The sequence below is a fragment of the Pseudoalteromonas sp. DSM 26666 genome (assembly GCF_900116475.1).
In the GTDB taxonomy this organism is placed as follows: Bacteria; Pseudomonadota; Gammaproteobacteria; order Enterobacterales; family Alteromonadaceae; genus Pseudoalteromonas; species Pseudoalteromonas tetraodonis.
Genome location: NZ_FPAR01000001.1, coordinates 1 through 18,216, shown reverse-complemented (window position 1 = coordinate 18,216; position 18,216 = coordinate 1). Strand labels below are relative to the sequence as shown.

The window sequence follows — 18,216 nt, the reverse complement described above, 5'->3', positions numbered from 1 at the left end:
TTCCCCCTTAGCTCAGTTGGTTAGAGCGACGGACTGTTAATCCGCAGGTCCCCCGTTCGAGTCGGGGAGGGGGAGCCAATTTACTACAATCACATAGACATACCCTCCAATTTGCTCTACCATTCTCCTTTTAAAATAAAAACTTTTTTGCTTAAAAAACTAACCATTTGATAACTATTGATATCGAGCTATAATTAGTTTAATAATCATGAGGTTGTGTCCTCCCCCATTTGACATAAAAAGATTAAATAATGGCAGCTTTCAAAAAACTTATTCTTATACAACTGTTAGCTTGGCTGGTACTTGTGTCCGCTGGTAGTTATTTTATTAGCCAAAATTTTGATAATGCCATCGGCAATGCTCAAAAAAATGCACAAGCGACCGTTGAGCAATACATTAAAAATCTCTCTGCGACAGATATATCAGCAGAAAATCTTAAAAACACGCTTGCAACTAGTGAAACCTTTTCAAATTTTGTTTTACGTGACTATCAAGGCGTTGAAGTATTTTCGGTTAACAATGCAGTGCAATTACCTTTTATTGCTGAGCTTATTCAATCTAGTAGCAACTCAGTACGTCCTCAGTACGCCACAAATAATAACGCCGATATAAAAATTGAATTTAAATTAAACACTACTCACTTGGGTGAGCAGTTTCAAACCGCGTTTTTTGTTATTTTAATTGTTAGCACCCTACTCGCCCTAATACCTATTATATTGATGAAAACCATTGTTAAGCACATTAACGACAATATATGTACGGACGTTGCTGATGTTATTGATGTATATATCAATCAAAACCAACTAGGTGATGATTTTGCAACTAAAATTGATTCACCTGAGTTAGCTAAGTTGGGGAAAAGTTTAATTCCTAGCTTTAATCGTTTATCGCACTTTTTAAAAAGTAAAAACGACAATATAAAAAATGCAGCCCACGATATTAAACGTGAAGCCTACAAAGACGGTGTTACTGAATTAGGTAATCGCAATATGTTTGTTGATTACTACGAAAAAAATATAGAAAACACCGAAATAAGCACATTTGGCTCTTTAGCACTTGTCCGCTGTAGTGAGTTACAGTCAATTAATCAAAGTCGAGGCTATCAAAAAGGTGATGAGTACATTAAGTCGGTTGCAGATATCATAGTAAATATCAGTGGCACCTATTCCGGCAGTCAAGTTTTTAGAGTAAACAGCTCTGACTTTATAATTATATTGCCGAATACCCCGTTAAAAGAAGCTGAAAAATTTGGTGAAAACTTACAATCTCGCTTTACTCAATACATGCAAAACCAAGAACTTAGCTCGGTTGCAAACACAGGTATTGTGGGTTACGAAAAAGCCAAACCTTTAGGTGAGTTGCTCTCTATCGTTGATAACGCAATGAGTATGGCGCAATCTAAGCAAGCTAATGCGTGGCATGTGCAGCGCGATACTGATCTTGTTAATAATGTGAGCGCAGGGTTTGGTAATCAAAACTGGCGTAAAGTGATTAACGAAGTGATCGAGTCTAAAAGCGTCCATTTAGTGATCCAAAATATTATGCCATTAGGTAAAAGCATTAAAGCCTATGCTGAAATTCAAGCCCGCTTCAAAACAGAAGAAAATCAAGCTTTGCCTACCGCTTCATTTTTAGCAATGGCTGAAAAGCTCGATATGGCAATAGAAATTGATAAGTTAATTATAGAATCGTCATTAGAAAGAATAAAATCGAGTAATTTATCTGAAAAATACTTTGGCTTAAATATCACCCCTTCAAGTGCGCACAGTGACCAATTTATGATTTGGTTAGAGCGTCGTTTGCTTAAAGATACCCATATTGCTTCTAAGTTAATTTTTGAGGTGAGTGAATTTGGTCTGCAACAAAACATTAAAGCAAGCAAACGTTTTATTGATATGGTGCATCGCGTTGGAGCCAGAATTACTGTTGAACGCTTTGGTGTAGGACTCACATCATTTAAGTTTTTCAGAGATTTAAAACCAGACTTTATTAAAATGGATGCAAGTTATACCCGAGGCTTAGAGGATGATAAAAATAATCAGTACTTTATGCGTTTAATGGTCGACCTTGCTCACCGAATTGGTGTCAGTGTTTTTGCTGAGGGCGTTGAAAGCCAAGAAGAAAAACACATTGTAGAAACGTTATGCCTAGATGGTGTTCAAGGTTACTACATTGAAAAGCCCAAAGACATCTAACGCCTCTACTCCAATTAACGTAAAAAAGAGCATGTATGCTCTTTTTTACGTTCTAAAGTGTGCTTTTATGAATTTTCAGCCGTTAAAATGCTGACAGTTTTTTAATTGCAATGTCCCTTGATTTTAACCCTTTACAATTAGCCCATTATTTAACGTTGTTTATTTAACTGATAATCACTCAACGTGTTGTTAATCACAGTAGAAAAAAGGATAATACACGGGATTTTATTAGCGTGAGGCACACATGACAGAATACGTCTTGTTATTAATTGGAACAGTGTTAGTCAACAACTTTGTATTAGTACAATTTTTAGGCCTTTGCCCGTTTATGGGTGTGTCTGGGAAACTTGACACAGCCATAGGTATGTCTTTGGCAACTACCTTTGTGCTAACGCTTGCCTCTGTGACAAGCTATTTAGTAAATGAGTATATTTTATTACCATTGGATATTACCTATCTGAAAACAATGAGCTTTATTTTAGTGATAGCTGTTGTTGTACAATTTACTGAAATGGTTGTCAGAAAAACAAGTCCAACGCTTTACCGGTTACTGGGAATATTTTTACCTTTAATAACCACTAACTGTGCGGTATTGGGTGTTGCTTTATTAAATATCAAAGAAGATCACACGTTTTTACAATCGGCCGTTTATGGCTTTGGTGCTGCGGTGGGTTTTTCATTAGTATTGGTTTTATTTGCTGCATTGCGCGAACGTTTAGCCGCAGCAGACGTACCAACCCCATTTAAAGGTGCCTCAATCGCAATGATAACGGCAGGTTTAATGTCAATGGCCTTCATGGGTTTTACTGGATTAGTGAAGTTTTAATATGACCTTGTTGTACGCTTTAATAGCGCTGGGTTTGCTGGCGTTAATTTTCGGATTAATTTTAGGGTTTGCAGCAGTACGCTTTCGAGTTGAAGGTAATCCTGTTGTAGAACAAATCGACACCATTTTACCGCAAACACAATGCGGCCAATGTGGTTACCCTGGCTGTCGTCCTTATGCAGAAGCCATTGCCAATGGCGATGAAATAAATAAATGCCCTCCAGGTGGTGAAGCGACCGTTAAAAAGCTAGCTGATTTAATGGGGGTTGAGGCTAAACCCCTCGCTGGCGGCGAACAAGCAGATCCGGTTAAAACAGTGGCGTATATCCGCGAAGATGAATGTATTGGCTGTACTAAATGTATTCAAGCCTGCCCTGTTGATGCCATTGTGGGTGCAACACGTCAAATGCATACCGTTCTAATTGACGAATGCACTGGCTGCGATTTGTGCGTTGAACCTTGTCCGGTCGATTGTATTGACATGCTACCTGTTGCACCAACAAAACAAACCTGGAAATGGCAATTAGACGCTATTCCTGTTACCCAAATAGATTAGAGGTTTGAGTGGAAAAGTTACTTGAACAAATAAAAAAAGGCACCGTTTGGGCATTTCCTGGCGGCGTACATCCTCCTCAGCAGAAATCATTATCTAATAGTGCGCCTATAGCCAGACTCCCTTTGCCTGAAAAACTTGTTCTGCCTTTAAAGCAGCACATTGGCGCTAGTGGTAAATTAATAGTTGAAAAAAAACAGCACGTGTTAAAAGGCCAAGCGTTAACAAAGCCATCAGCTAATTGGTCGGTGCCAATACATGCACCTACATCAGGTACTATTATTGATATTACGCCTATGCCATCAGCGCATCCTTCGGCATTACCTGAATTGAGCATTATTATTGAACCCGATGGCAACGATACCTGGTGTGAATTATCGCCTTTAGCAAACCCAGCCACTGCATCACACGATGAACTGGTTGATGTTATTCATAATGCGGGGATCTCTGGCATGGGCGGCGCAGGCTTCCCAACCTATGTAAAAGCTGATATTAAACAACCTATTGAATTTTTGATTGTTAATGCGGTTGAGTGTGAACCTTACATCACGGCTGACGATACCTTAATGCGTGAGCACGCCGCTGAAATAGTCAAAGGTATTGAGCTCATGCAGCAGTTACTCAATCCGACGCTGTGTATTATTGGCATTGAAGACAATAAGCCCGAGGCTATCACAGCCATGACAGAAGCGGCGAAGCATAACGAGCATATTTTAATACAAACCGTGCCTACTGTTTACCCTTCTGGCGGTGAAAAACAGCTAATAAAGCTGCTCACTAACCGTGAAGTACCAAACGGCGGTATCCCTGCTGATATCGGCATTTTAGTACATAACACCGGCACTTTATTTGCGATACAGCAAGCTGTATACGAAGGTAAACCGTTAATTGAACGTGTCGTTACCGTTACCGGCAATACTATACATAATCCTGGCAATGTATGGGCGTTATTAGGTACTGAAATTAAGCACTTACTTGATTGCCAAGGTTTTTCACCTGTGCCGCAACAGCGCGTGGTCATGGGCGGCCCTATGATGGGCTTTACCTTACCCACAGTTCGTATTGGTGTTGTTAAAACAACAAACTGCATACTTGCCCCAGATCATAAGGAATTAGCAGAGCCTGGCCCAGAAAAAGCCTGTATTCGCTGCAGTGCCTGTGCCGATGCCTGCCCTGCCTCGTTATTGCCACAACAATTACAATGGTTTGCTAAATCAAAAGAATACGACAAACTCCAAGAGCATAACTTATTTGACTGTATTGAATGTGGTGCCTGTGCCTATGTATGCCCTAGTGAAATACCACTTGTTCAGTATTACCGCGTTGCAAAAGTTGAAATTAAAGAGCAAATTGCCGAGAAGATAAAATCTGATCGCGCTAAAGAGCGCTTTGATGCACGTAAAGCGCGTTTAGAGCAAGAACAAGCTGAGCGAAAAAATCGCCACAAACGTAAACCTGCCCCTAAATCGACCGAAGAGCAGCAAAAAGTAGCCGATGCCCTTGCCCGCGTTAAAGATAAAACCAGCGATGGTGACAATAAATCAGCTGTAGCAGACGCAATTGCGCGCGCTAAAGCGAAAAAGCAAGGTGGCGAACTCGAGCCAGATAACAGTGAAGTTGCAAAAGAGCGCGCAGCACGTAAAGAGCAAGCTCGCCTATATAAAGAGCAAAAGGCACAAAACAATGGTGATGACGAGCCTGTAGATGATAAAAAATCAGCCGTTGCTGCCGCTATTGCCCGTGCTAAAGCCAAAAAAGCAGCACAAGCCAATGAGCAAGCAGCAAGCGATGACACAGAAAGTGAATCGCCAGTCGCTGCCAATGATAAAAAAGCCGCGGTAGCTGCAGCCATTGCCCGTGCTAAAGCCAAAAAGGCAGCACAAGCCAATGAGCAAGCGCAAAGTGATGACACAGTGAGTGAATCGCCAGTCGCTGCCAATGATAAAAAAGCCGCGGTAGCTGCTGCTATTGCTCGTGCTAAAGCCAAAAAGGCAGCACAAGCCAATGAGCAAGCGCCAAGTGATAACACAGTAAGTGAATCACCTGTCGCTGCCGATGATAAAAAAGCTGCCGTCGCTGCCGCCATTGCCCGTGCTAAAGCCAAAAAAGCAGCACAAACTAATGAGCAAGCGCCAAGCGATGACACAGAAAGTGAATCACCAGCACCGGCTGCAGATGATAAAAAAGCTGCAGTAGCTGCTGCTATTGCCCGTGCTAAAGCTAAGAAAGCAGCGCAAGCTAATGCATTAGCACAACAGAATGAAAATGCTGAGCCACAAGGCAACGATGAATCTTCAGAAGGTTCACAGCAAACAGCTCAAGAAAAAAAGAAAGCCGCCGTAGCCGCCGCCATTGCCCGTGCTAAAGCTAAAAAGCAACAAAAAGAAGGAAACGATCAGTCATGAAACTAACCATGGCCAGTTCACCCCACAATCATAGTCACAAGTCTGTGACACGGTTAATGCTAACTGTGATTGCGGCCTGTATTCCTGGTGTTATTGCACAAGTTGTATTTTTTGGTACCGGTGTCCTTATTCAATTATTATTAGCGTTAGTGTGTGTAAGCGCATTTGAAGCAGCCATTATGTTAATGCGTAAGCGCCCTATTTGGCCTGCATTAAGCGATGGCAGTGCATGGCTTACCGGTGTGTTATTGGCGATTAGTATTCCGCCTTTAGCGCCGTGGTGGGTTATTGTTATAGGGTGTTTGTTTGCCATTGTTATTGTTAAGCAACTTTATGGTGGTTTAGGCTTTAATTTATTTAATCCTGCAATGGCAGCTTATGTACTTTTATTAGTGTCGTTCCCTGTGCAAATGACGGCCTGGTTACCCGTTACAGAGTTACTCAATACGGGCATTACTTTTAGCCAGCAGCTTAGTCTAATATTTAGTGACTTTACAACGTTAGGATACAGCTTAGATCAGCTTCGAGTCACAATAGACGGCAGCACAATGGCTACCCCACTTGATACCTTAAAAACAGATATTGCTCACGGCCTAACGGTGACAGAGAGTATGCAAAAGAGCGTATTTAATGAATGGGTAGGCCTAGGTTGGGGTTGGGTTAATTTAGCCTTTTTACTTGGTGGCCTTTATTTATTAAAAACAAAAGTGATTAACTGGCATATACCAGTGAGTTTTATTGCCAGTTTAAGCCTATGCGCTGCAATTGGTTATATTGCCTCGCCAGGCACTGAGCCGGGTCTGGTATTTCACTTATTTAGTGGTGCGACTATGCTCGGAGCCTTTTTTATTGCCACCGATCCTGTATCAGCTGCAACCACTAATCGAGGCCGCCTTATTTATGGTGCCGCGATTGGTTTAATTGTGTATTTAATTCGTACATTTGGTGGCTTTCCGGATGCGGTTGCATTTGCCATATTACTGATCAATATTGCAGTACCGCTTATTGATTACTACACACAACCAAGAACCTATGGCCATGGAGCAGTAAAATGATTATTTCTTCAATGGTAAAAAATGGCGCAATATTATGCGGCTTCGCACTCCTTACAACAGGGTTAGTGGCCACCATAAATTCGTTAACGGCCGATAAGATTGCAGAGCAAGAGCAACTGCAATTAACTAATCAGTTACAAGAAGTATTACCGCACAGTAAGTACACTAATGAACTTTCTCAAGATTGTGTGATCATATCAGACCCTTTACTGGGGCCATACGACAACCAAGTAATTTACCGTGCACGTAAAGATGACGAACCCGTTGCATTAGTCATTCGTCATGTCACTCCTAGCGGCTACAGTGGCGATATAAACTTACTTAGCGCGGTATATCGCGATGGCAGCGTTGCTGGTGTAAGGGTTACTAAGCATGAAGAAACCCCAGGTTTGGGCGATAAAGTTGAAATTAAAAAGTCAGACTGGATCACCTCATTTAATTCAAAAACAGTACAAAGCGAAAGTGACGCGCGTTGGGCCGTTAAAAAAGATGGCGGTCAGTTTGATCAATTTACTGGCGCAACCATTACGCCTCGCGCTGTAGTGGGCTCAGTTAAAAATGCGGTAGTGTATGCACAAAATAACTTTGATGATCTTTTTGCAGCAGCGAATGCTTGCCCTGAGGTAACACCATGAGTGAATTAAAAACCCTTTATAAAGAAGGCCTATGGGGAAATAACCCCGCCTTAGTACAGTTATTAGGTTTATGTCCTTTACTTGCTGTTACCTCCACGATTACTAATGCGCTAGGTTTAGGCTTAGCAACCTTGTTAGTTTTAGTGGGCTCTAATATTACCGTATCATTTGTGCGCAATTGGGTGCCTAAAGATATCAGAATACCGGTTTTTGTAATGATCATTGCCGGTTTTGTGACGATTGTGCAGCTGTTAATGAACGCCTACACTTTTGGCCTTTATCAATCTCTGGGGATTTTCATTCCGTTGATTGTGACTAACTGCGCCATTATTGGTCGTGCTGAAGCATTTGCCTCTAAAAATCCAGTGCATTTATCTGCCTTTGATGGCTTGATGATGGGCTTAGGCTTTATGTTGGTACTAGTTGTACTTGGCGCTATGCGAGAGTTGATTGGCCAAGGCACCTTATTCGATGGCGCCGATTTACTACTCGGTCCTTGGGCTTCAGCTTTACGCATCGAAGTATTTAGCTTTGATAGCCAGTTTTTACTGGCCATTTTACCACCAGGCGCATTCTTAGGGCTTGGGCTGCTGATCGCCGCAAAAAACGTCATTGATGCACAAATAAAATCAAAACAAGTAACGCCGCCAGAAGCTGAAAAAGGCCCACGTGCACGTGTTACTAGCTTAACCTAAGGGGAAAACACATTAACTTAATAAAAGCTAATGCGTTTTAAGTGAGATGAATAAAGAAAAACGTTACCAAATACTCACGCGCTTGCGCGATGACAACCCACATCCTGAAACGGAGCTTGAATATTCAAGCCCGTTTGAGTTGCTAGTTGCCGTAACACTCTCAGCACAAGCCACCGATGTAGGGGTAAATAAAGCCACCCGAAAACTCTTTCCAGTGGCAAACACACCGCAAGCTATTTTAGATATTGGCCACGACACACTGCGTGATTACATAAAAACCATCGGCTTATTTAATTCAAAAGCCGCCAATGTATATAAAATGTGCCAAATATTGGTAGATCAGCATAACGGTGAAGTGCCTGAGAATCGTGAAGCCCTAGAAGCCCTACCCGGCGTTGGCCGTAAAACTGCCAATGTGGTACTCAACACCGCCTTCGGCTGGCCCACCATTGCTGTAGATACGCATATTTTCCGTGTTTCAAACCGTACTAAGCTTGCCATGGGTAAAGACGTGGTCGCGGTTGAGCAAAAACTTGAAAAAGTGATCCCCAAAGAATTTAAAGTAGACGTACATCACTGGCTCATTTTACATGGACGTTATACCTGTGTGGCGCGTAAGCCAAAGTGTGGCAGCTGTATTATTGAAGACTTATGTGAGTTTAAAGATAAGACTGAGTAATGTTTAGACTACTTTGATACGATAACGGACATTAGCATCAATAGTTTTCAGAGATATTTTTAGTATCCATTAAACGTAGAGCTATCATCATCTTGACAGTCAACTAAGCCGCCACATTGATCATATAAACTTTAATTAAAAACACCAGTAGAAACTAAGACTTCACTTTAGAATTCATTACTCTAAGATATATAACCCTAATCATGATGAAATAAGGCAATACGTTTTCTATTATTATGAAAAATCTATTATCCATCCGCTCCTATAGCACAAAGCCAGTTCGTCACTCACATCAATTTAATCAGTTGGTTCTACCTTTACGTGGTGTCATAAATATATGTGTTGGTGATTTCAATGGAAAAGTTGCACCAAGTGAATGTGTTGTAGTTAAAGCCAACGAAGAGCACCTGTTCACTGCAAACACTGAAGCTAGGTTTGTAGTCGTAGATATGAAAAATCTTCCGCTAAATATTTCATCTTCACAATGTATTGTTTTTGCAATTAACTCTTCTCTTAGAAGTTACTTAACTTTTATCGAAAACCAACTAGAAAACAAAGTTAATGCTCAATTAGAACAGGCGATGTTCGAAATGTTCAGCTTACTGCTGGCAGAGCAAACTTTATTACCAAAGGTAGATAGTCGCATTGGTACAGCAATATCCTTCATAGAGCAAAATATTGCAGAGCAGCTTCAAATTAAATGTTTAGCTGAATCTGCTTTCCTGAGTGAAACACAGTTTAAGAAACTATTTAAAATACAAACAGGTATGACCGTGATGAAGTACGTAACAAAACTTCGAATGGAAAAAGCCCAAGCATTACTTACGCATACAGATTATCCGTTACCAATTATTGGTGAAAAAGTAGGTTATAAAGAACCCTCAGCCTTTAGCCGAAAGTTTTCACAATACTTTGGTCTATCACCAACTAAATTCAAAAAGTAAACTTAGTCGGAATTGTTAACTATTGCGTCTTAATTGTTAAAAACACCCTACATAATTAGCATACTATTTCTATATTGAAGTTATTATAAATAAGTCTCATTGTGGAAAATCATCACGGAAGTTTTAAAGGTGTTATGGCGATTATTGTTGCTAGTTTCTTGTGGGGGACAACTGGTACTGCTGCAAGCTACTCCCCAGATGTAAGCTCTTTGGCTATTGGTGCATTCTCTATGGGGATAGGAGGAGTGTTACTTGTAATCACAGCTCGAAAAAAGCTACTTATAGATTATAAGCTGATGCTCGAACAGCCTAAAATATTTCTCTTAGGTGTCGCTTCTGTCGCTATTTACCCATTAGCATTCTATACCTCAATGCGCTTATCAGGTGTTGCCATTGGTACTGTAGTATCTATAGCCACTGCACCTTTTTTTGCTGGAATCCTTGAACGTCTTATTAGCAAAAAGGACATTTCATTGCAATGGATGTTGAGCTTTGTCATTGGTGCTATAGGTATTGCTCTGTTAACTTTAGGTAAAGACCAGAGTAATAATAATGCTTACAGTATCAATCAACAGGGTGTGGGGATTATTTTAGGTTGTATTGCTGGTTTAACTTATGCAGGTTATTCATGGGCGGCAAGGTGTTTAATTGAAAGTGGCGTTCACTCAACATCGTCCATGTCTGGGCTATTCGGTTGTGCTGCACTATTGTTACTTCCTTCATTATGGTTTACGGGTGATAACTTATTTTCAAGTTCATCTAATGCTTTCGTATCTTTATATATGGCAATAATTCCAATGTTTTTAGGATATTTATTATTTGGTTTTGGCTTGAATTATATAGATGCAAGTAAAGCGACATTAATCACCTTAATTGAACCATTAGTTGCAACTGTTTTAGCTATAGTCATTATTGGGGAAAAATTTAAAGTAATAGGTTGGGCAGGCGTAGCTTTAGTATCACTATGCCTATTGATGCAAACAATCAAACCTCAAAAAAACTAAGGTTAGCCGTCAAAACAATGTAGATATATAGCCCTAAATATGCTCCTGAATTTGCTAAGGCTTAATGTCAGCATATGGCTAAAAGCAGTCCATAGGTTTTCCTTTTGCTATCTACCTTAATTATCTTTTGGCTGGCCGACAATTGCAGTTGATACGTATATTTTCCGTGTATCAAACCGTACTAAGCTGGCTATGGGTAAAGACGTGGTTGCGGTTGAGCAAAAGCTCGAAAAAGTGATCCCCAAAGAATTTAAAGTAGACGTGCACCACTGGCTCATTTTACATGGACGTTATACCTGTGTGGCGCGAAAGCCAAAGTGTGGCAGCTGTATTATTGAAGATTTATGTGAGTTTAAAGATAAGACTGAATAGCTCCCACCTGTTAAGATACGAAAGCGGACCTTAGCTTTGGCTTACCCAGCGTCAAGTTGCGACATCGCTGGCTTAAGTTGTGTCGATTTCCACCCAAAAAAAGAACAGATAGGTAGCAAACTGATCTTTTAAATAAATTACCCACAAGATGTGCTTAGTAACTGTCTTCAGTAAATTAATGTTACATCTATATTCTTGCAGGGGGTTATGAAGCAACCCCACTCTTGAACGATAAAAAAGCTAAATGTGCTGCCTTACCTGAACTGTAATTATCTAGATGACTCATCTTGTAACCTGCGTACAATAAACCTTCAAAAAAATAAAAACCCCAATCAACACAGAAGTGCTTACTTAATAACCCCTCATCTTTCGCAAGTTTTATCAATTCTCGTATCTCGTTATCTTGCTGTTGTATACGAACTTGAAGCTTTTCACTTTTCTGAAACATCTTCTCGAATTTTTGCAAAAAAGCGAATTCCTCGTATAACGGCAAAGTATTTTCGAATACAAGCCTAATAGCATCCAATGAGTCTTTAGCTTTATTTTCAACGGACATATTTACTTCATCAAAGCGGTCTAAACAATATAACGCAATCTCTTCTTGAAGCGCTTCCTTATGCTTAAATTGGCGGTACACCGTTGCTCTACCAACTTCAGCCCTTTTAGCCACGTCAACTAGCGTTGAGTCCTCATTTTGAATAAACAGTTTTAACCCCGATTGAATAATTTTTTTTCTCGAATTATTTGTTCTTGCATCCATTTTATGAGACAGCCTTGTATCATCTATTAAGTTCCATTATGATACAGCAATGTCTCAAAAGTTAAAAATGAATTCTGTGGAGCAAGAGAGTGAATAGACTAATCGGTATTGACTTTGCAAGAGCGTTAGCGCTCTTTGGTATGGTTATTGTCAACTTTAAGTTAGCCATGAACGCCGATATTGGCACACCACAATTAATAGAGTTTGCGGCTCTATTCGAAGGTCGGGCTTCGGCTTTGTTTGTTATATTAGCGGGTATAGGTATTGCGTTTTTAACTAAAAAATGTGTTACCAGTGAATCACTTGAACACATCAAGCAAGTAAGAACCTCTTTGATAAAAAGGTCTGTTTTACTACTTTTGATTGGCTTGGCTTTTACACCTATTTGGGAAGCCGACATCTTGAAATTCTATGCATTCTATTTTTTGATAGCTGCATTATTATTTACTCTTAGCAGCAAGAAACTGCTCAGTGCATCTATCGGTTTTGTTTTTGCATTTCCATTAATGTGGCTATTCTTTGATTACGAAAAAGGATGGGATTGGCTTGAGCTTAGTTATTCTGGTTTTTGGACAACTGAAGGAGTGATTAGACACCTTTTCTTTAATGGTTATCACCCAGTTTTACCATGGTGTGGTTTCTTGTTATTTGGCATATGGTTGGGTAAACAAGATTTATCCAATGCTAATGTAAGGAAGTCTTTGTTTACATGGTCTTTAAGTATTTTACTTATTGTAGAAGCAAGCTTCTATATGCTGAGAATGTGGGCAGGAGATGACCCGTCTATTGGCATGTCAAAAGATGAAATTGAGTTTTTGTTAACCACGTCAATAATACCGCCGTTGCCACAATATATGTTTTCAGCTGCAAGCTCTGCTGTTCTTGTTTTGCTGGTTTCTCTAAAACTAGCAAGTGTATTTCCTACCAACCGGTTAATTGAGTGGCTAAGCAAAACTGGGCAGTTAACGTTAACTCTGTATGTAGCACATGTCATTATTGGCATGGGAATTCTTGAGGCAACTGGCTTACTCGTTAACCAAACCATAGACTTGTCAATATTTTCCGCATTGGTCTTTTGCATAATTAGCATAATTTTCAGTGTGTTTTGGCTCAAGTATTTTAAACACGGGCCTTTAGAATGGATTTTTAAAAAATGCACTTAGTAGGCCAAAACATTGTTTTAAAAAACTAAAACTATTGAGACTGTTAGCTGTTTAATTAGGGTAAATAATGCTATGTCGATAGTAACAGTCAGGAAGTTAATAAAAGCATCCTATAGGTATTACCTTTTGCATCTACTTTTATTATCTTTCGGCTGGCCGACTCAAACCTTGATAAGTTTGCTATGGGTAAGAACCTTGTTGAAGTAGAAAAGAAGCTCGAAAAAGTAGTGCCTAAAGAGTTTAAAGATAAAGCAGAATAGATCCGTAAATAAAAAATGTTCATTTAGCACGATTGTTAATACTAAACCTCAATTATCAGGCTTATAAGAATAAGCTCAATGATTAATTCGTATTCCAGTGTTACTTTTTTGTTTATTCAAAGTAGGTGTCTAACTTTGGCACCTTTCATTTTTCATACCTTGTAAATCAATTCAAATAAAATCTGTTTATTCGTGATTTGCCGTAATTATTGGAACATTTTCAAAGTATTAATTTCACAAGCGTCAATCCTTTAGTTATGCTGTTGAGCATTATGAAATTTTATTACGAGAATTCCTATGCTACCAATACTTCGTATCTTGTTAATTGAGCAAGATCCAGTCACCTTACAAGAGCTTTCAACGAATCTATCGAAGACCATTGTCAATTTTGAGCGAGATGATATTCATATCGATATTATTGAGCGTCTTGAGCTAAAACAAGCGTTGGACATTGTAGAGGAAGATGGTGATATTCAGGCTGTAGTGCTTAGCTGGGATTTGCAAAATAAGATTGGCGAACGCACTTATAGTCGCTTTATCGAGCAGTTAAAAGGGATCCGCCTTGAGCTGCCTGTTTATGTTATTGGCGATGATACGAAGGGGCTAGAAATCGTTAATGAGTCGGAGGAGATTGAGTCTTTCTTTTTTAAAGATGAGGTAATTTCTGATCCTGAAGCAATTTTAGGCTATATGATCAACGATTTCGATGACCGCTCAGAAACCCCATTTTGGACTGCGTATCGCCGTTATGTTGGCGAAGCAAACGATTCTTGGCACACACCAGGTCACAGTGGCGGCTCGAGCTTTAGAAATTCTCCTTATATTAAAGATTTTTATCAGTTTTATGGTCGTAATGTGTTCGTGGGCGATCTGTCGGTTTCTGTTGATTCGTTAGGATCATTATCAGATAGCACCAATACCATTGGCCGTGCGCAAGAGTCAGCAGCGGCGACGTTTGAAGTCAAGCATACCTATTTCGTTACCAATGGGTCGTCTACCTCAAATAAAATCATCTTGCAGACATTGCTGCGTAAGGGCGATAAAGTGATCATCGACCGCAATTGTCATAAATCTGTGCACTATGGCATTTTGCAATCAGCGAGTTTACCTGTTTATTTGTCGAGTATTTTAAATCCTAAATATGGCATTTTTGCGCCGCCGTCGTTGGCCGATATAAAACAAGCGATAGAACAAAATACCGATGCAAAATTGCTGGTTCTCACCGGTTGTACTTACGATGGCCTACTGAGCGATCTGAAACAGGTGGTCGATTTTGCCCATCAACATGGTATTAAAGTATTTATTGACGAGGCATGGTTTGCTTACTCGCTGTTTCATCCAAGCCTACGATACTATTCCGCCATTCATGCTGGCGCTGACTACGTCACTCATTCGGCACATAAAGTGGTATCGGCGTTTTCTCAAGCGTCTTATATTCATGTTAACGACCCTGATTTCGATGCTGATTTCTTTCGTGAGATTTACAGTATTTACGCCAGTACATCGCCAAAATATCAGCTTATCGCGTCGCTTGATGTATGCCAAAAGCAATTAGAGATGGAAGGCTATAAGTTACTCAATGCTTTGTTGAACCATGTGGAAGAATTTAAACAACAGATGGCTTCACTCAAACAAATTAAAGTACTAGGTAAGCAAGACTTTATGGAAATATTTCCGCACTTCAGTGGTGATAACATGGGTCACGATCCGCTAAAAATTCTCATCGACATTAGCGAATTACCTTATTCGTTAAAAGATATTCATAAATACCTGCTGGATGAAATTGGCTTAGAAATAGAAAAATACACCCACAGTACCATTTTGGTATTACTCACCCTTGGCGGCACGCGCTCAAAAATAATTCGTCTTTATAATGCGCTCAAAAAACTCGACAGCGGTAAAGTGAAGTTGTCAAAATCGACGCGACGATCTCGCTTGCCTGAAAACCTACCCGCTATAGACCTTGCGTGTATTCCAAGTGATGCTTTTTATGGCGAGCGCGAATCTGTGCCTATCGGTAAAAGTAACAACCGTATTTGTGCCGGTTTAGTTACCCCCTATCCGCCAGGTATTCCGCTTTTGGTGCCTGGCCAGCATATTACAGAGGAACACATAGAGTACCTTAAAGAGCTAGCAGGACAAGGTTTGACGATTCAAGGGAGTTTTGATGGTGAAATCTATGTTCTTAAGGGCAAAGTTAATAAGTAAAGATATACTTTAATACAGTCGAACTCCTCATAACTAAACAGCAATATCACATGATATTGCTGTTTAGTAGAGTAAAAAGCTGATCCTCACACTCCAAAAATAAATGAAGCCAGAATGCAATGATACAATTGAAGAACAAAAAAGCGCTTACACTTCTGCGGATTGCAGCTCTCATTGTTACTCTTACTAGCATATACATTTTTGCCCCTTGGCAGTTTGCTTTATATTACTTTCACCCACTGCCCGCTAACGTTCAAGCACAAACACAAGAGGCTATTGAACAAGGAGTCGATGGCATTATTGTGTATATTCATAAACAAGGACAGCAACCTGAATATTTTGCAAATGGTTGGCATAATAGAGAGCACAAAATACCCGCTTACCCTAGTGCACTTTTTAAAATTGGCAGCATTCGAAAGTTATATGATGCAGCAGCTTTAACTAAACTTTCAGCCGCTGGACGTATTGATGTAGATAAAACACTGGCTGATTATCTTCCATCATTAATTGGGCGCATTGAAAACGCAGATAAAATAACACTACGAATGATGGTAAAACACAAAAGTGGCATACCCAATTACACAGACACTGATAATTTCGATTGGTCAATCACCTACCCTGACCCACTTGCATTAGTACTCGATAAACCCGCTGATTTTAGCCCTGATGCTGACTATGGCTATTCTAATACCAATTATTTGTTGCTGCGAAAAATTATGTCTAACGTGCTGGGTTATGATCATAACCAATATATTAAAGATGAAATTTTAACGCCACTGGGCCTAACGCATACGTTTTCATCTGTACATGAAATCAATTTAGTAGATTTGATGAGTGGTTACTACGTAGGTTATGAGAATGATTTTAAAGCACTCGATCAAGGCTATGTGGCAACCGCACAAGATGTAGGCGACTTTATTTTTGCTTTAAACAAAGGCACTTTTTTCGACGAACAAGAGCAAGCTTTGTATGCATCACTTTATAAGTATGAACACACAGGTTGGGTATTAGGGTATTCAAGCATTGCTCGTTATTATAAAGATATCGATACAGTCGTTGTGCAGTTTATAAATACTAATGGCGATGATACTGTGATGCTCACAGAAATAATTTATAATCGGATTATTGATATTTTAACTGCGCAGCAATAGTAGTTAAAACTAGCTGCGTTATAAAAATTTATATGAATTTTAAAGAGGATTTAAATGCGTTTACTACACACCATGTTACGGGTTGCAGATCTAGATAAATCAATTGCGTTTTATACTCAAGTACTTGGTATGAAAGAGTTACGCCGTGCTGATAACGAAGAGTACCGCTATACCCTCGCCTTTGTAGGCTACGGTGATGAAACTGACACAACAGTGCTTGAACTGACCTATAACTGGGATACCGACAGCTATGATTTAGGCAATGCCTATGGTCATATCGCGATTGAGTTTGATGATATCTATAAAGCCTGTGCTGATATCAAGGCCGCTGGCGGTAACGTAAGCCGTGAACCAGGTCCAGTAAAGGGTGGCACAACAGAAATAGCGTTTGTAAAAGATCCAGATGGCTACTCAATTGAACTTATTCAGAAAAAAGAAAATATGAATAAATTTTAGTAAATATATTTAATAGGTTTACTAAGCGGCTTTTTAATTATTTAAGCTTAACTCTGATACAATTTTAAAAAAGGTGCTGTATGCACCTTTTTATCGTAATTGACTATCTTTACTGCCACGCCGATTAAGCCCTTTAGAAAGTGCGCCTTTACCTTCTAGTTCAACTTGGCAGCTTACACAATACTTAACACCTGGTAACGCAAGTCTTCGTGCCTGTGGTATTGGTTCATCACATTCTTCACATAACTCGGCACTGGCTCCAGAAACTAAGTTACTTCTAGCATATTGCACAGCATCATTAACGCTGGCGTCGATTTGATCTTGAATTGCACCATCGCGTGCCCATCCACTTGCCATATAACCTCCTATTTATTTGGACGTTTATATGTAACCTAACATAGGTGAAGTTTATTTAAGCTGAATATAAGAAAGGGAAAGATGCTAATAAAATTTAGGAGTTATTATATAAAATATTTAATTTTGAGATTTTAACTTCACTGAATAATTTTGAAGTAGTGATGGAAATGTAGGTAAACTGATTTTAGGCACTTTTATTAAAAGCTATATTACTAATGAATAGTAGGTGGCGTATCAAGAGATTTTCACTCTTTTTAAAGTTGCGGATAGAGAGTGCGGTGTCACACTGCTGTATATATTACTTAAAGTAAGTAAGTGGCGTCCCCAAGGGGATTCGAACCCCTGTTACCGCCGTGAAAGGGCGGTGTCCTAGGCCTCTAGACGATGGGGACGCAGAAATTGATTTGCAAATCACTGATTTGCTATTTCTGCGTAAGATGAGCCGAGCCTGCGAGGCGAATGGCATTATCTTCTCAGAAACATTTTCTGTGTCACTAG

16 protein-coding genes, 2 tRNA genes and 2 pseudogenes are annotated in these 18,216 nt (G+C 39.7%); 17 read left to right on the top strand and 3 right to left on the bottom strand.

Annotated features, from left to right (window positions below):
- Nucleotide 1 precedes the first annotated feature (1 nt).
- From BM380_RS00095 to BM380_RS00040, 12 genes and pseudogenes are all read left to right on the top strand, one after another.
- Nucleotides 2–78, top strand: a tRNA-Asn gene (locus BM380_RS00095).
- Between the two features lie 173 nt (nucleotides 79–251).
- A complete protein-coding gene (locus tag BM380_RS00090) occupies nucleotides 252–2,195 on the top strand; it encodes a bifunctional diguanylate cyclase/phosphodiesterase (RefSeq protein WP_090492237.1) in 1,944 nt (647 codons plus the stop codon).
- Nucleotides 2,196–2,439: 244 nt separating this feature from the next.
- Nucleotides 2,440–3,021, top strand: a complete 582-nt coding sequence (rsxA, locus tag BM380_RS00085; RefSeq protein WP_008115244.1) for an electron transport complex subunit RsxA — start codon at nucleotides 2,440–2,442, stop codon at nucleotides 3,019–3,021.
- A 1-nt stretch (nucleotide 3,022) separates the two neighbouring features.
- On the top strand, nucleotides 3,023–3,577 hold the full coding sequence (gene rsxB / locus BM380_RS00080; protein ID WP_013465282.1) for an electron transport complex subunit RsxB: 555 nt from the start codon (nucleotides 3,023–3,025) through the stop codon (nucleotides 3,575–3,577).
- A gap of 8 nt (nucleotides 3,578–3,585) precedes the next feature.
- Complete coding sequence (gene rsxC / locus BM380_RS00075) at nucleotides 3,586–5,979, top strand: electron transport complex subunit RsxC (RefSeq protein WP_090492235.1); 2,394 nt, start codon at nucleotides 3,586–3,588, stop codon at nucleotides 5,977–5,979.
- Nucleotides 5,976–7,034, top strand: a complete 1,059-nt coding sequence (gene rsxD, locus BM380_RS00070) for an electron transport complex subunit RsxD (RefSeq protein WP_090492233.1) — start codon at nucleotides 5,976–5,978, stop codon at nucleotides 7,032–7,034. The genes rsxC and rsxD overlap by 4 nt, the downstream gene beginning before the upstream one ends.
- The gene (gene rsxG / locus BM380_RS00065; protein WP_013465285.1) at nucleotides 7,031–7,669 is read left to right on the top strand and encodes an electron transport complex subunit RsxG; all 639 of its coding nucleotides are present in this window, start codon (nucleotides 7,031–7,033) and stop codon (nucleotides 7,667–7,669) included. Before rsxD ends, rsxG begins: the two co-directional genes overlap by 4 nt.
- The gene (locus tag BM380_RS00060) at nucleotides 7,666–8,364 is read left to right on the top strand and encodes an electron transport complex subunit E (protein ID WP_028835009.1); all 699 of its coding nucleotides are present in this window, start codon (nucleotides 7,666–7,668) and stop codon (nucleotides 8,362–8,364) included. Before rsxG ends, BM380_RS00060 begins: the two co-directional genes overlap by 4 nt.
- 46 nt (nucleotides 8,365–8,410) lie before the next feature.
- The gene (gene nth / locus BM380_RS00055; protein WP_090492231.1) at nucleotides 8,411–9,043 is read left to right on the top strand and encodes an endonuclease III; all 633 of its coding nucleotides are present in this window, start codon (nucleotides 8,411–8,413) and stop codon (nucleotides 9,041–9,043) included.
- A 236-nt stretch (nucleotides 9,044–9,279) separates the two neighbouring features.
- Nucleotides 9,280–9,987: a helix-turn-helix domain-containing protein gene (locus BM380_RS00050; protein ID WP_016900424.1), complete on the top strand. Its 708-nt coding sequence runs from the start codon at nucleotides 9,280–9,282 to the stop codon at nucleotides 9,985–9,987.
- Nucleotides 9,988–10,121: 134 nt separating this feature from the next.
- Nucleotides 10,122–10,991 (top strand): DMT family transporter, encoded by an 870-nt coding sequence (locus BM380_RS00045; protein WP_064664258.1) that lies wholly within the window; start codon nucleotides 10,122–10,124, stop codon nucleotides 10,989–10,991.
- A gap of 123 nt (nucleotides 10,992–11,114) precedes the next feature.
- Nucleotides 11,115–11,363 (top strand): annotated as a pseudogene (locus tag BM380_RS00040) (endonuclease III); the annotation flags it as partial.
- Nucleotides 11,364–11,568: 205 nt separating this feature from the next.
- On the opposite strand, the gene BM380_RS00035 reads toward BM380_RS00040, so the two are convergent.
- Nucleotides 11,569–12,123, bottom strand: coding sequence for a TetR/AcrR family transcriptional regulator (locus BM380_RS00035; RefSeq protein ID WP_028834979.1), 555 nt, complete (start codon nucleotides 12,121–12,123; stop codon nucleotides 11,569–11,571).
- Between the two features lie 89 nt (nucleotides 12,124–12,212).
- Here BM380_RS00035 and BM380_RS00030 point away from each other — a divergent pair, with 89 nt between their 5' ends.
- From BM380_RS00030 to gloA, 5 genes and pseudogenes are all read left to right on the top strand, one after another.
- On the top strand, nucleotides 12,213–13,286 hold the full coding sequence (locus BM380_RS00030; protein WP_028834980.1) for a DUF418 domain-containing protein: 1,074 nt from the start codon (nucleotides 12,213–12,215) through the stop codon (nucleotides 13,284–13,286).
- A gap of 173 nt (nucleotides 13,287–13,459) precedes the next feature.
- Nucleotides 13,460–13,531: pseudogene (locus BM380_RS18375) on the top strand (endonuclease III); the annotation flags it as partial.
- 312 nt (nucleotides 13,532–13,843) lie between these two features.
- A complete protein-coding gene (locus tag BM380_RS00025; RefSeq protein WP_090492229.1) occupies nucleotides 13,844–15,754 on the top strand; it encodes an aminotransferase class V-fold PLP-dependent enzyme in 1,911 nt (636 codons plus the stop codon).
- A gap of 119 nt (nucleotides 15,755–15,873) precedes the next feature.
- Nucleotides 15,874–16,905, top strand: a complete 1,032-nt coding sequence (locus BM380_RS00020) for a serine hydrolase domain-containing protein (RefSeq protein WP_090492227.1) — start codon at nucleotides 15,874–15,876, stop codon at nucleotides 16,903–16,905.
- Nucleotides 16,906–16,959: 54 nt separating this feature from the next.
- The gene (gene gloA / locus BM380_RS00015; RefSeq protein ID WP_024602990.1) at nucleotides 16,960–17,361 is read left to right on the top strand and encodes a lactoylglutathione lyase; all 402 of its coding nucleotides are present in this window, start codon (nucleotides 16,960–16,962) and stop codon (nucleotides 17,359–17,361) included.
- 90 nt (nucleotides 17,362–17,451) lie between these two features.
- Here gloA and BM380_RS00010 read toward each other — a convergent pair whose 3' ends face one another.
- Both BM380_RS00010 and BM380_RS00005 read right to left on the bottom strand, forming a co-directional pair.
- Nucleotides 17,452–17,718, bottom strand: a complete 267-nt coding sequence (locus tag BM380_RS00010) for a DksA/TraR family C4-type zinc finger protein (protein WP_024602991.1) — start codon at nucleotides 17,716–17,718, stop codon at nucleotides 17,452–17,454.
- 316 nt (nucleotides 17,719–18,034) lie between these two features.
- Nucleotides 18,035–18,110 (bottom strand) — tRNA-Glu (locus BM380_RS00005).
- Nucleotides 18,111–18,216: the final 106 nt, after the last annotated feature.